General features: G+C 49.1%; 14 protein-coding genes and 1 pseudogene. 3 read left to right on the forward strand and 12 right to left on the reverse strand.

Annotation, left to right across the window (positions count from 1 at the left end; translation table 11 throughout):
- The first annotated feature begins 123 nt into the window (after window positions 1-123).
- Entirely contained in the window at window positions 124-435 is a 312-nt protein-coding gene (locus tag ASL14_RS07965; protein WP_134911168.1) for an autorepressor SdpR family transcription factor, read from the forward strand.
- Window positions 432-1,088 (forward strand): SdpI family protein, encoded by a 657-nt coding sequence (locus ASL14_RS07970; protein WP_134911169.1) that lies wholly within the window; start codon window positions 432-434, stop codon window positions 1,086-1,088. The genes ASL14_RS07965 and ASL14_RS07970 overlap by 4 nt, the downstream gene beginning before the upstream one ends.
- 65 nt (window positions 1,089-1,153) lie before the next feature.
- Here ASL14_RS07970 and ASL14_RS07975 read toward each other — a convergent pair whose 3' ends face one another.
- The 12 genes and pseudogenes from ASL14_RS07975 to purM all read right to left on the reverse strand — a co-directional run bounded on the left by ASL14_RS07975 (window position 1,154) and on the right by purM (window position 12,517).
- A complete protein-coding gene (locus tag ASL14_RS07975; RefSeq protein WP_134911170.1) occupies window positions 1,154-1,978 on the reverse strand; it encodes an aldo/keto reductase in 825 nt (274 codons plus the stop codon).
- Between the two features lie 43 nt (window positions 1,979-2,021).
- Window positions 2,022-2,315, reverse strand: a complete 294-nt coding sequence (locus ASL14_RS07980) for a putative quinol monooxygenase (protein WP_134911171.1) — start codon at window positions 2,313-2,315, stop codon at window positions 2,022-2,024.
- 360 nt (window positions 2,316-2,675) lie between these two features.
- Window positions 2,676-3,911: a serine hydrolase gene (locus tag ASL14_RS07985; protein ID WP_134911172.1), complete on the reverse strand. Its 1,236-nt coding sequence runs from the start codon at window positions 3,909-3,911 to the stop codon at window positions 2,676-2,678.
- Window positions 3,912-4,096: 185 nt separating this feature from the next.
- Window positions 4,097-4,522, reverse strand: coding sequence for an OsmC family protein (locus tag ASL14_RS07990; RefSeq protein WP_134911173.1), 426 nt, complete (start codon window positions 4,520-4,522; stop codon window positions 4,097-4,099).
- A 53-nt stretch (window positions 4,523-4,575) separates the two neighbouring features.
- The gene (locus ASL14_RS07995; RefSeq protein WP_134911174.1) at window positions 4,576-5,322 is read right to left on the reverse strand and encodes an amino acid ABC transporter ATP-binding protein; all 747 of its coding nucleotides are present in this window, start codon (window positions 5,320-5,322) and stop codon (window positions 4,576-4,578) included.
- Between the two features lie 17 nt (window positions 5,323-5,339).
- A complete protein-coding gene (locus ASL14_RS08000; protein ID WP_134911175.1) occupies window positions 5,340-5,987 on the reverse strand; it encodes an amino acid ABC transporter permease in 648 nt (215 codons plus the stop codon).
- Window positions 5,988-6,072: 85 nt separating this feature from the next.
- Complete coding sequence (locus ASL14_RS08005; protein ID WP_134911176.1) at window positions 6,073-6,933, reverse strand: transporter substrate-binding domain-containing protein; 861 nt, start codon at window positions 6,931-6,933, stop codon at window positions 6,073-6,075.
- A 106-nt stretch (window positions 6,934-7,039) separates the two neighbouring features.
- Window positions 7,040-7,726, reverse strand: a complete 687-nt coding sequence (locus tag ASL14_RS08010; RefSeq protein WP_134911177.1) for a TetR/AcrR family transcriptional regulator — start codon at window positions 7,724-7,726, stop codon at window positions 7,040-7,042.
- 127 nt (window positions 7,727-7,853) lie between these two features.
- Window positions 7,854-9,118 (reverse strand): annotated as a pseudogene (purD, locus tag ASL14_RS08015) (phosphoribosylamine--glycine ligase).
- Between the two features lie 90 nt (window positions 9,119-9,208).
- On the reverse strand, window positions 9,209-10,756 hold the full coding sequence (gene purH, locus ASL14_RS08020) for a bifunctional phosphoribosylaminoimidazolecarboxamide formyltransferase/IMP cyclohydrolase (RefSeq protein WP_134914461.1): 1,548 nt from the start codon (window positions 10,754-10,756) through the stop codon (window positions 9,209-9,211).
- Between the two features lie 106 nt (window positions 10,757-10,862).
- Complete coding sequence (gene purN, locus ASL14_RS08025) at window positions 10,863-11,477, reverse strand: phosphoribosylglycinamide formyltransferase (protein ID WP_134911178.1); 615 nt, start codon at window positions 11,475-11,477, stop codon at window positions 10,863-10,865.
- The gene (purM, locus tag ASL14_RS08030; protein WP_134911179.1) at window positions 11,477-12,517 is read right to left on the reverse strand and encodes a phosphoribosylformylglycinamidine cyclo-ligase; all 1,041 of its coding nucleotides are present in this window, start codon (window positions 12,515-12,517) and stop codon (window positions 11,477-11,479) included. Before purM ends, purN begins: the two co-directional genes overlap by 1 nt.
- A 118-nt stretch (window positions 12,518-12,635) precedes the next feature.
- On the opposite strand from purM, the gene ASL14_RS08035 reads away from it, so the two are divergent.
- A complete protein-coding gene (locus ASL14_RS08035) occupies window positions 12,636-12,890 on the forward strand; it encodes a hypothetical protein (protein ID WP_134911180.1) in 255 nt (84 codons plus the stop codon).
- Window positions 12,891-13,161: the final 271 nt, after the last annotated feature.

Below are 13,161 nucleotides of genomic sequence, written 5' to 3' on the forward strand. Positions count from 1 at the left end.
AACCTGCTCTAAACCTTTTTTCTAAAATGATGTATTTATCCGTTGACAAGTATCATAACTCTATTTTACTATTGTATTAGATATTTAGAATATTATCTAAATATCTAAAGGAGGAAATGGATTTTGAATGATGCCTTCAAAGCTTTAGCTGATCCGACCCGGCGTAAAATATTACAGCTCTTGAAAGAGAAAAGCATGAGTGCAGGCGAAGTGGCTGAGCATTTTCAAATCAGCAAGCCCAGCATATCCCACCATCTGAATATCTTGAAGCAAGCTGGGCTAGTGCTGGATGAGCGACAGGGGCAAAACATTATTTACACCCTGCATACGACGGTTGTCGCGGATGTCATCGGTTGGATGTTCAGCATTGCCCACTCCGATGCCCCTGCGAAACAAAATGCGAATGACATCAAGGATACGGAGGAATCTGAATGAAATCTCGAATGAAATGGAGCTTTACGGATGTTTTGACGACTTTGATTGCCTTATCACCTGCTATAGGCGCTTTACTGCTGTATAACCGGCTTCCCGATGTGCTGGCCTCCCATTTTAGCTTTGACAATACAGCAGACGGGTATATGAATAAAAACAGTTCTATTCTCATGCTGGTGCTGTTGGGGCTGGTGCCTTTGCTCCTTCGGCTATCCCGCTACATGGACCCTAACAGAGCAAATTTCGAGAAATTTGCTAAAGCCTATGAGGTTACGCGTGTAGGCACTTCGCTCATTCTCGCTATAGCCGGTTGGGGAATGCTGCTGTATAGCCTGAATTATCGGTTGCAGATGGTTACAATCATTTATGGAGTGCTGGGCCTGATGCTGCTGGTGCTCGGTAATTATTTGACTCAGGTACAGCCAAACTATACCTTCGGTATCCGCACGCCGTGGACTTTGTCTAACCCGGAGGTATGGCGTAAAACGCACCGTTTCGGGGGCCCTATGATGATGCTCGGTGGTGCTTCGGGTTTGGTGGCGGCATGGGTCGATGGAGTGGCGGGAACGGTCATTTTTCTCACTGGACTGGTTATATCCGTCGTCGCCCCCATACTCTATTCCTTCCTCCTTTATCGCAAATTAAATCAAAAGTAGGGATAAACAAAGAACCTCCAAAACCACGATACACGTGGAATTGAAGGTTCTTTTTCATTCTAAAACTAGAACAACAGCTTATCGGGATGAGTGCCCACACGCTCATCAAGATGAAGTGCGTTGATTCGGTTAATATCCTCTTCCGTCAGTTCAAAATCGAACAAGTCGGCATTTTCGCGGATACGATGTGCGGTTACAGATTTGGGAATCGTCACGATACCCCGATCCAGATGCCAGCGCAAAATAACCTGCGACGAGGTTTTGCCGTATTTGGCAGCAATCTCAACGATATCCGCTTGCTCGGTCAATTTACCCTTCATCAGTGGACTCCAGGATTCAAGCTGAATCTGGTGCTCCCGGCAGTATTGATGCAGCTCTTGCTGTGTCAGACGCGGGTGAAGCTCCACTTGGTTGATTGCAGGTACGATGTTGCTGTCTTTTAGGAGGTTTTCGAGGTGGTGAACTTGGAAGTTGCTGACTCCGATAGCGCGTACGCTTCCTTCTTCATACAGACGTTCAAATGCCTTCCAGGTTTCCTTGTACTTGTCCTTGCCAGGCCAATGAATGAGATACAGATCAATGATGTCCAGACCCAATCGCTTACGGCTTTCATCGAAGGCACGCAGTGTTGAGTCGAAGCCCTGATCCTCATTCCACAGCTTGGTGGTAATGAAGAGTTTTTCTCTATCCGCCCCGCTGTCACGGATCGCTTGTCCAACCAATTCCTCATTGCCATAGATCGCCGCCGTATCAATGTGACGATAGCCCACCTCGATAGCCGTTTTAACTGCTTCGTAGACCTCATTGCCTTCCGCCTTGTACGTACCAAAACCCAGCCAAGGCATCTGAACTCCATTATTCAGTACAGTTGTATCCGCAATGTTCCCCATGTCTATCTCCTCCTGTTCCATTATGATTTAGAAAACGGGCTGATTACAATTTTGTTGCATCCTGAAAAGCATTGACTTGAAGCGGAGCAGCCAGCAATTCTTTAGCTGCGGCAACAAATGCCTGGAAATGGGCAGACTTGTTATGGAAATCTACAGCAGCCGCATCTTTCCACTCTTCAACCATGGTAAAAGCGTTGGGATCATTCAGATCCTGCATCAGCGTGTAGCGTACATTACCTTCTTCGGCTTGTGATGCGCTAATCAAACCCTTGGTTTGTTCCAGAAAAGCCTCTCTTTTTTCAGGTAAAACTTTCATATCAGCATGAATAATAATCATGATATTTCCTCCTCACATTATGTAACTATTTCTATTATAGACCATTCATTCGACAGATTAAAAGTGCGGGCGTTCCTGTAATACAGTAAAATGGATCGTGTTGGAGAGAAAATCAGGCGATCGGCCCCTCCTATATCTTGCTCGACGGCGGTGAATGCACGTGCGTTTTCAGACAAAACTAATCCTTTTCATATCCCTTTTAGTGCTGGTGGTCACCGGGCTGTTGGGATCATCCTTTCGAAATATGCTCACCTCTGCCCTGTATGAATTCCCGCAGGCATCGTGACAGCCATTATTGGCGCACCGTACTATCTGTATTTGCTGTTACGGGAACGCAAGCAAAAAGGCAACGGGTAGGGGTTACATTTCCACCTGTACACCAATGCGCTGATTGATTTCTTTTCTGAACGATTCATCACGCAATAGCCGTTCTTTAAATTCATTCATCATATTTTGCAAGGAGGCATTCGTGAACGGGTCCAGGTCCTTAAAGAAGACCGCCATTTCCGTCGAATGTCCTTCCTTGTCCGTCGCATACATGGCCAGGGTGAGGACATATTCGGCAGATCCGCCCTTTTGTCCGGAATGTTGTAGCCATTCCTGATTTTCCGGATGATCCATCAGCTGTTCCATGACCTCAGACAATAATTTTTGCTCGGCTTTAGTAAAGCCTTGACGGCTATTCAGCTTACTCATCAAGGACGCATAATCCGCCGTCGTCGAAGCTATAAAACGTTCCGTATTCATTCGATCAAATTCCCGATCATACCATGTCGCGATAGCGGCATTTCTCTTATAAGAACCGCTCGTATCACGAGCCAGCTTGTTATGAATCATCTGGGCATGTTGGCGGAACTGCGCATCAGACATCGCTTGAACGGCTGCTTTGGCAGAATTGCTATACTTTGCACCATCCCATGCCCGTCCCTGGGTCTCTCTCATCCATTCATAAGGAATCAGAATGGAAGATACAAATGGATAAATCGGATCATGATCCTGGAGTCCCAGGTCAGATTTCGTTTGGTTAATCTGTTCCAAGCCCAGTCTGTCCATTAAATACTCGGTATTGGCATTGGAGCTAAACAGAATCATCCCTTTAGCGACTTCGCGCATAGACACGGTTCCGTTCTTCAACTGTCCTTTGGCTTCCATCTCCCTCAACCATGCCGGATGTGCGCCACCATTCAGACGCGGTAGATAGAATCGCTCCAGCGCAGTCAGCTTGATCCGTTCATCCGGGTTGATTGTACCTGCCGCCGCCTGCTTGGCATATTCCACCGCAATCACCGTCTTGACCGTACTCGCCAAGGGCATCATCCGGTGTTCCTCACGACCTGCCAGCTTCTTCCCATCCCTCAGAATCGTAATGGATGCTTTCTCTGGATGTTCCTCTAAAAAGCGCAGCACGCGATGGGCGCTATCCTGCTCAATCGTTTCCTCCTTAGCGACAGCTGCAATGGCAGTTGCGGGCCGAATAGTATCCGGGGTATTAGCCATTCTGTCCTGCTTCGATGATGGCAATCCCACAGCCATACCAATCACGATGAGTACCGCAGCCAAGCCCACCGCTATGATCACAAGCTGCTTTCGTTTCACTATATACCTCCCCCCGTATACACTCAGCATACAGGTTTATTTTACCATTTTTATACTTCAGTTTCTATTGTAAACGAAAACAAAGCACAAAAAGTTTCATTACATGTAATATTTGAAAATAAATTCAAAAAGGAGAGCCTCCCTGCATATAACACAGGTTGACTCTCCTTACTAACCTTCCACCCTTACGCTGGATGTGGTACTTCTGTTCCGTTTAGGATCAGGTGCATGCGAATCTCCGCTTTTAAGGAATCGGATACGGCACAATATTTTTCCTTACCCATCTGAATCGCTTTCCACACGCGATAATCCGGAACATCGCCATCTACATGGAACGTCAGATCAATCGCTGTAAAGCCCTTCGGCATTTCTTCCTTACGCTCACCTTCTGCGTCAATATCAATACGGGTAATGTCCGACAGGAAACGATCCAGAATCATCGTAATATCAATGCCAATACATCCCGCCAGACCCGCCAGCAGCAGTTCCATCGGTGTCATACCTTTGCCGTCGCCGCCATAAGCTGCCGTAGCATCCATCCCAACGGAATAACCGGACGGTCCCTCCGAAGTAAACGCGCGTTTGCCGTGCCAAGTTGTAGATACTTTCATGTTCAAAGGCCTTCTTTCATCTTAATAATCTATAATCTGTTCTTATTCTCGCTTCAAAACTCACTGATTTGACGCAAAAATTTCTGTGTTCTCTCATGCTGGGGAGTCTCGAAAAACGCCTGTGGCGCAGCCTCCTCCAAAATCACACCATCCGCCATAAATACAACCTTGTCCGCCACCTCGCGGGCAAATTTCATTTCATGAGTGACGACGACCATCGTCATCCCGTCTTGGGCCAGCTCCCGCATAACGCCCAGCACCTCCCCGACCAGCTCGGGATCAAGCGCTGATGTCGGCTCGTCGAACAGCATGATCGCCGGGTCCATCGCGAGCGCACGCGCAATCGCTACCCGCTGCTGCTGTCCACCGGACAAACGCGCAGGATGAGCATCCTGCTTGTCCGACAAACCCACACGCTCCAGCAGCCGCTGTCCGATGGACATGGCCTTGTCGCGCGGCATTTTTTTCACTGTCAGCAGCCCTTCAATGACATTGCCGATTGCTGTTTTGTGCGGATACAGATTGAATTGCTGAAATACCATCCCCGTCTGCCTGCGAATATCACGAATGGCTGCTTGCCGGGTACGAAGAGGAGCCGTAGCATTTACCTCGATCCCGTTCACCTCAAACTTGCCGGAGGACAATTCCTCCAGACCGTTCAGGCAGCGCAGCAAGGTGCTTTTACCCGAACCACTCGGGCCGAGCAACACGACGATTTCACGCGCGGCCACCTGAAAATCAATGCTTTTTAACACTTCCACCTGACCGAAGCGTTTACCCAAACCGCTTGTTGTTATCATCCTCTATCATCTCCACCTTAATAAGCTCGAGCCAGACGCTTTTCCACCCGCTCCAGTATAGCGGAGAACCCAATGCTCATGATCCAGTACATGATGCCAATTTCGAGCAAAAACGGCATATAGTGCAGATACTGTGCCTGTAAAAGCTGTGCCTGACGCATCAGCTCACTTACTCCAATCACCGAAACGAGCGACGTTTCCTTAAGCATACCGACAAATGTATTGCCCATCGGCGGAATCGCAATTCGCACGGCCTGCGGAAGAATGATGCGCCACATCGTTTGACCCGGTGACATTCCGGCTGCATAGGCCGCCTCGGTTTGACCCTTCGGCACCGCTAAAATAGCCCCACGAAACGTCTCCGATAAATACGCCCCTGTATTGATACTTAGTGCAAGACAAGCAGCAGTCAGCGAGCCGAACGATATTCCGTAATCATCCAGTCCATAGTAAATGACCGCAATCTGCACCAAAACTGGCGTTCCCCGAATGATAGATACATAACTGCGCGCCAGCCAACGAACCGGACGATTTCCCTTTAACCGGGCGACTGCCACCACCAAGCCGATCATAAGGCCAAATAGCATGGAAACAAGCGTGATATACAGCGTATAATAAGCGCCCTTCAATAAAAAAGGAACGTTTTCCCACATTAATTCAAGCATCGTATATATTCCCTTCTTTCAGACGAGTGGCTCCATGTCAGCATGAAAGCCAAGACCGGAGCCAGACGCCTGTAACAGGCTTTCGTTATTCTTTTGGCTCCTCGCCGAACCATTTTTTGAAAATCGTTTTATAGGTGCCGTCTTCCTTCATTTCTTTCAGAGCCTTGTTCAAGGCTGCTTTAAGCTCAGGAGTATCCTTGTTAATAGCCACACCCGCTTGGTCGGATTTAATTGGCTCACCTACCGCTTTAATCTGGAAGCCGTTTTTATCAACAATGGGCTTGAGCGCATACAGATTGTTGATTGTTGCGTCAATGCGACCAGAGTTCAGATCCTTCAAGGAAGTAATGACATCATCATACGTTTTAATCTCGAAATCGCCAACCTTCGGCAGCACTTCGTTACGCAGATAGGACTCATCATTTGTTCCCAAGCCGACACCAATCGTTTTACCTTTAAAATCCTCCAGCTTGGTAATATCGTTTGTTTTGTTGTTTACGATAATATTTACATTGTTTGTGATATACGGCTCTGTGAAATCAATGACCTTTTCACGGTCTGGCGTAATCGTCACCTGGCTAATCACCGCATCGAATTTCTTCTTTTGCAGACTTGGAATGAGTCCCGAAAATTCTTGTGCCGTGAACTCCGCTTTGACCCCTATACGCTTCGCCAATTCATTCGCGATATGAACATCAAACCCGTCCAATTCCTTTTTATCGTTCAAAAAATTGTACGGCTGGTACGTACCCATCATTCCAACCTTGATCACTCCAGCCTTCTTGATTGCTTCAAGCTGATTGCCCGCTGCCGCCTCATTGCTGCTGCCCGCTCCGTTGCTGCTGTTGGCAGCTTCCGGTTTCGTTCCACAAGCGCTCAGCACCAGACTGAACATGGCCAAAGCCATCAGTGTAGTTACCAGGAACCCTCTTTTACGTGTTTTCATGAATCGTTCTCTCCTGTCTGGATGTAAATGATTGAGTACATATGTGTATTTTGGCTCTATTATTCGCCTCTTACTGCCAATTCATGCGATGTGGACTACCACACGCCTAGCCTTGACCCAACAGCCCGTAAAATTCAAAATTAGCCGCTTCTGCCGCCAATCGTTTAGCCGTTACCTGCGTAATGTTGTCATGTGTTCCCTCGGAACCGAATAGCCAGCGTGTAATAACACCTTCGATCATGCTCATGAGCAGCGCTGCCCGTAATTCGACATCCAATCCGGCGGGTAGCATGTTCAGCTCTATCGCCCGCTCCATATTGCGTCGAAAGGCCAGTTCCATCGCGATTCTCGTCTCCCGAATGCCCTGGCGTACCGGTTCATCAACACCGCTGCCGATCAGGAGTAATCCCATCAGATAGCGGTTCTCCAATGCAAAATCAAACAGACGGACAAACAGCGCTTCGGATGCTTTAACCATATCAGCCAGCGTGCCTGCATCACGGCGGTATCCTTGTCCTATTGCTGCCAGCAGTTGTTCGCGGCCTGTAGCGATAATCTCCAGTGCCAGCGCTTCTTTACTTTTAAAATGCCAATAAAACGTGCCTTGGGCCACTCCGGCCTCGACCACGATATCTGAAATCTTCGTTTGATGATACCCTTGCTCGGCGAATCGCTTCAATGCAATGTGAAGAAGCTGTGTTCTGCGATCGGTTTCGGCTGTTTCTTCTCCCGCGTGATCAACCAATGGTCCATTCGCGGCTGTCTCGGACTGCTTCGCCTTCCTTGGCTGCATGGGTTTCCTCCTCCCGATTGATCAGTCAGTCAGTTTTGTATTTTTAATCCTATAGGATAAGTATACTTTTGTCAAACGAAAAAAAGAGAACCTCCGAAGAGGTCCTCTCTATCTTGTAAAAACGCTTCTATAGCAGTGCTTTTGCCGCAATATCCGTGCGGTTTTGCTTGCCTTCAAAGGTAATACGTGCCGCCTGTTCATACGCCTTGTCCCGCGCTTCGGCAATATCACGTCCCAAGCCGACCACGCCCAACACACGTCCTCCGTTTGTGACCCACTCGCCCTGTTCATTGATGCCTGTACCGGCATGAAACACGGTGGCTTCATTCGCCTGATCCAGTCCGTGGATCGGCACCCCTTTGGTGTACGTACCGGGATAGCCCCCGGAAGCCAACACCACACATACCGCCGCTTCATCTTTCCACTCAATCTCTACCTGATCCAGCGTGCCATTCACAGCAGCCAGGAAAATATCAAGCAGATCAGATTTTAGCCGTGGCAGTACAGCCTGCGTTTCCGGATCACCGAAGCGTGCGTTAAACTCAATCGTCTTCGGCTTACCGTCCGGAGAAATCATCAATCCCGCGAATAAAACACCCCGGAACGGACGACCCTCAGCCACCATCGCTTTTGCCGTCGGCTTAATGATGGTCTCAATGGCTTCCTCAATAATCGAATCGGCTATATGAGGTAATGGGGAATACGTGCCCATCCCCCCGTATTCGGCCCTTTGTCACCATCAAAAATAGGCTTATGATCTTGCGCCGCTGCCATCGGGCGAACCGTTTCACCATCCACAAAGGAAAGAATTGACATTTCCTGTCCGGCCAGAAACTCCTCGATCACAACCTGCGCCCCAGCTTCGCCGAACACCTTTGCTACCATAATGTCGGATAAAGCCTTTTCTGCTTCTTCCATAGAGTAGGCGACTGTGACCCCTTTGCCCGCTGCCAGTCCGTCCGCCTTAATGACCACAGGAATCGGCTGTTCCTTCAAATAGGCATGTGCTTCCTCATAGGTATAAAACTTGCGATAGGTCGCTGTCGGAATATGGTATTTGTGCAGCAGATCCTTCATGAAGATTTTGCTGCCTTCAATTTCCGCTGCATTTTTACGCGGTCCGAATACCGGAATGCCTTTCGCCTCAAAAGCATCCACAATTCCGTCTGCCAGCGGATCATCGGGGCCAACCACAACAAGTCCGACCTTTTTGGATTCCGCCAGCTCTGTCAACGCGTTAAAATCACTCACCGGAATCGGTACGCACTCCGCCAACTGCCCGATGCCGGCATTGCCCGGCGCGCAGTAGATTTGTCCGGCCTTGGGGCTTTTTTTCAGTGCCCACACAATCGCATGCTCGCGGCCGCCACCACCGATAACCAAAATATCCATTCAGGTGATTCCTCCCGCTCCCATTATGGTGTCAAGATTTTGCAAAATCCTCGTGTGAGAGAATGCTGCTGCATTCTCAGCTAATACAAGCTAGTGTTTGAAATGACGCACGCCTGTGAAGACCATCGCAATGCCGTGTTCGTTAGCAACCTTGATGGATTCTTCGTCCTTGATGGAGCCGCCCGGCTGAATAACTGCCGTAATGCCTGCTTGGGCTGCCAGCTCCAGCGTATCGCCCATCGGGAAAAATGCGTCAGATGCCAGCACAGCACCCTTTGCTTTTTCTCCAGCCTGCTCAATAGCGATTTTAGCCGCTCCGACACGGTTCATTTGTCCCGCGCCCACGCCAATAGTCATATTGTCTGCTGCCAGTACGATCGCATTGGACTTCACATGCTTAACCACTTTCCAGCTAAACAAAAGCTGTTTCAGTTCTTCCTCGGAAGGCGCACGATCTGTCACTACAGTAAGCGCGTCCGGGTCTACAGCGTGAATGTCGTTCTGCTGAACAACCATGCCGCCTTCAATCGAAGTAACTACGAAACGACTTTCAGCCTGTTCAGATGTGGATAACTCGCCCAGATCAAGCAAACGGATGTTTTTCTTTTTCGTCAAAATCTCCAGTGCTTCTTCCGTAAAGCCCGGTGCCTGTACAATTTCCAAAAAGATTTCGCTCAGCTTCTTCGCTGTATCGCCGTCAATAATCCGGTTAGCCGCTACGATGCCGCCAAAAATGGAAGTTGGATCAGCCGCATACGCCTTGCTATACGCTTCATAAATGCTGCCGCCGATTCCCACGCCGCAAGGATTCATATGCTTAACGGCTACCACTGCTGGCTCGCTGAATTCTTTAACAATTTGCAGGGCCGCATTAGCATCGTTGATATTATTGTAGGACAGTTCCTTGCCGTGAAGCTGCTTCGCTGTCGTCAGTGTACCCTTGGCCGCCAACGGCTGACGGTAGAATGCTGCCTGCTGATGCGGATTCTCGCCATAGCGCAAATCCTGAATTTTTTCATAGGTTACCGTGTAACGCTCAGGCAAAGGCTCGCCTGTCACATTCGACAAATAATCGGAGATGAGCGCGTCGTATGAGGCTGTATGACGGAAAACCTTTGCTGCCAAACGCTTACGAGTATTCAGCTCGGTATCGCCATCCTTGCGGATTTCGTCCAGCACTGTACTGTAATCGTCCGCATCTACTACCACACTTACGAATGCATGGTTTTTTGCCGCAGAACGCAGCATAGTTGGACCGCCGATATCAATATTTTCAATCGCGTCCTCATAGGTTACACCGGGTTTGGCGATCGTTTCCGCAAAAGGATACAGATTCACAACGACCAGATCAATATAATCCAGTCCAAGCTCCTTCATCTGACGCTGATGTTCCTCATTATCCCGAACAGCCAGCAGGCCGCTGTGTACCGCAGGATGGAGTGTTTTAACACGTCCGTCCATAATTTCAGGAAATCCTGTTACCTCTGAAATGCCGATGACAGGAATACCCTCCTTCGACAACAAGCTGCTCGTTCCCCCTGTCGAAACGATTTCCACACCCAATTTGGACAACTCGCGGCAAAATTCCACGATCCCCCGTTTATCTGATACGCTGACAAGCGCTCTTTTAATACTCACCATTTCTCCTCCTTTAGCTCTTTATCAATTTATTTCCCGAGAAATATCGGAAAATGCCTATACGGCATCCTTGATATGACAATGATATGACAAATTACAATCATCTTTAGAGAAGTGAAATCACCTTACGGCCATCCAATTGGATTTTGCCTTGAGCCAGTCTGCCAACCACCTCTGGATATAACTGACGTTCCACGGATTGAATGGCTGCGGATAAGGATTCCGCTGTATCATGGTCGTGTACTTCTACGATACGCTGGGCAATAATTGCTCCAGTATCCATCCCCCCGTCCACAAAATGAACGGTGACCCCGCTTACCTTGACCCCATAGGCCAATGCCTGTCCAACAGCATCTTTCCCTGGAAATGCAGGAAGTAGCGACGGATGAATATTGATGATTTTTCCGGCGTAGGCATCGACCATGACACTGGATAACAAACGCATGTAGCCTGCTAACACGATGAGATCAATGGATTTCTGCTCCAGCAAAGCAACCAGTTCACGCTCATAATCTTCGCGGAAAGCATATTCCTTGGGTCGAAAAGTGTGACACGCAATTCCGGCTTTCTGTGCTCTGGCTACGGCAGGAGCTGCAGGCTTGTCACAGATCAGCAGTTCCACCGTTGCCCCGCCCAGTTCTTCCCGCACAGCCGCATCCACCAATGACTGAAAATTCGTTCCTTCCCCTGATGCAAAAACAGCAACCCGGTACTCGTTCATTACACCTCGGCTCCCGTAAAGGTCACGATAGAACTGCCTTCCGTTACTTTTCCGATCACATAAGCGGCTTCGCCCTGTTCTTTCAGAACTTCCAGTGCAGTCTGTGCATGCTCTTCGCCTACAACGATAACCATTCCAATTCCCATATTAAAGGTTGTGAACATATCTTTGTTGGAGATTGCACCTTTTTCCTGCATGAGCTGGAAGATCGGCAGAATCGGCCAAGCGCCGTATTCTATATTCACATTAACGTGATCCGGCAGCACTCTAGGGATATTTTCGATAAAACCGCCGCCCGTGATATGCGCCATGCCTTTTACCTTTACCTTGTCCAGCAAAGCCAAAACGGATTTCACATAAATTTTCGTTGGCTCCAGCAGTACATCACCCAGTTTTCCGTTCAAGCCTTCGATTTCATCATGCAGACTGTATCCTTGCTGCTCCAATAACAGCTTGCGAACCAGTGAGAAGCCATTACTGTGTACTCCGCTGGAGGCCAGCCCAATAACCGTATCTCCGGGGGCAATGGAACTGCCGTTAATGATCTTGCTTTTATCTACAATTCCGACCGTAAATCCGGCAATATCATATTCACCTTCGCTATACATCCCCGGCATTTCTGCGGTTTCACCGCCGACAAGCGCACAACCCGATTGATGGCAGCCCTCTGCGATTCCGGCAACAATAGCTTCGATTTTCTCAGGTATAACCTTGTCACAAGCGAGGTAATCGAGAAAAAAGAGCGGCTCTGCGCCCCCGACGACAATGTCGTTCACACACATCGCAACCGCATCAATACCAATGGTGTCATGACGATCCATCGCGAAAGCAAGCTTCAGCTTCGTGCCGACTCCATCCGTACCGGAAACGAGTACAGGCTCCTCGTACTTATCCTTATTCAGGCCGAACAACGCACCGAATCCGCCCAAATCCGTCAGCACTTCGGGACGGAAGGTACGTTTGACGTGCTTTTTCATCCGTTCTACTGCTTCATTACCGGCAGCGATATCTACCCCTGCGTTTTTGTATGCTTCGGACATTCATGAACACTCCTTCAAATGATTGACCCTCCTAAGTCCTCCCTAATAGGGAGGATTCCATGGGGCTGCTCCCCCTGGACCCCTCAAGAGTCGGTCAGATGCGTAGGGTTGGTGTTGCTTGGTGATTGGTTCGTGCTGGGAGCCGCGTGTTATCCTTTCTATTCGCGGGCATAACCCGCGAATAGAAAGGATACGCTTTAGTGCGCGGCCGCCTTTCGCAGCGGCGGCCCGGCACATCCCGGGCTGTTTGCTTCGCAAAGGCGGGGATGTGCCGGGCAAAGAAGTGAGCAGCGCCAAGTGGCTGGCATACTTCTTTGCCCTCAGGTTTGAGGCAGGCAGCTTCTCCCAGCCTGCTGTACGGCTAGTCGCTTAGCGCGCACTGGCTGCTAAACTGCTAAGTGAACAGGTGGCTTTCTTGAGCTACCTGCCCCTTTAAAAACTCATGGCATGAAATAGTTATGCCATGAGTTTTTAACTACCTTACCTGTCCCTCTCCCCCCGTAGGAACAAAAGAAGGGCAGGCACTGCTGCAAAAAGGATGCACATCTGAGGAACGGAGCGGGTGGAAGGATTCTGGAGAAGCGAAGCGTTCGCCTTTGCCGCTGGATTCCAACCCTGTAAGGGGGCATTTTAATCCAGGAATC

Source organism: Paenibacillus sp. IHB B 3084, from assembly GCF_001447315.1.
Classification (GTDB): Bacteria; Bacillota; Bacilli; order Paenibacillales; family Paenibacillaceae; genus Paenibacillus.

What these genes read in the sequence shown, in the direction of transcription:
- ASL14_RS07970 (WP_134911169.1), top strand. Translation starts at nt 432, where the DNA reads ATGAAATCTCGAATGAAATGGAGCTTTACGGATGTTTTGACGACTTTG.
- ASL14_RS07975 (WP_134911170.1), bottom strand. Translation starts at nt 1,978, where the DNA reads ATGGGGAACATTGCGGATACAACTGTACTGAATAATGGAGTTCAGATG.
- ASL14_RS07980 (WP_134911171.1), bottom strand. Translation starts at nt 2,315, where the DNA reads ATGATTATTATTCATGCTGATATGAAAGTTTTACCTGAAAAAAGAGAG.
- ASL14_RS07990 (WP_134911173.1), bottom strand. Translation starts at nt 4,522, where the DNA reads ATGAAAGTATCTACAACTTGGCACGGCAAACGCGCGTTTACTTCGGAG.
- ASL14_RS07995 (WP_134911174.1), bottom strand. Translation starts at nt 5,322, where the DNA reads ATGATAACAACAAGCGGTTTGGGTAAACGCTTCGGTCAGGTGGAAGTG.
- ASL14_RS08000 (WP_134911175.1), bottom strand. Translation starts at nt 5,987, where the DNA reads ATGCTTGAATTAATGTGGGAAAACGTTCCTTTTTTATTGAAGGGCGCT.
- ASL14_RS08005 (WP_134911176.1), bottom strand. Translation starts at nt 6,933, where the DNA reads ATGAAAACACGTAAAAGAGGGTTCCTGGTAACTACACTGATGGCTTTG.
- ASL14_RS08010 (WP_134911177.1), bottom strand. Translation starts at nt 7,726, where the DNA reads ATGCAGCCAAGGAAGGCGAAGCAGTCCGAGACAGCCGCGAATGGACCA.
- purN (WP_134911178.1), bottom strand. Translation starts at nt 11,477, where the DNA reads ATGAACGAGTACCGGGTTGCTGTTTTTGCATCAGGGGAAGGAACGAAT.
- purM (WP_134911179.1), bottom strand. Translation starts at nt 12,517, where the DNA reads ATGTCCGAAGCATACAAAAACGCAGGGGTAGATATCGCTGCCGGTAAT.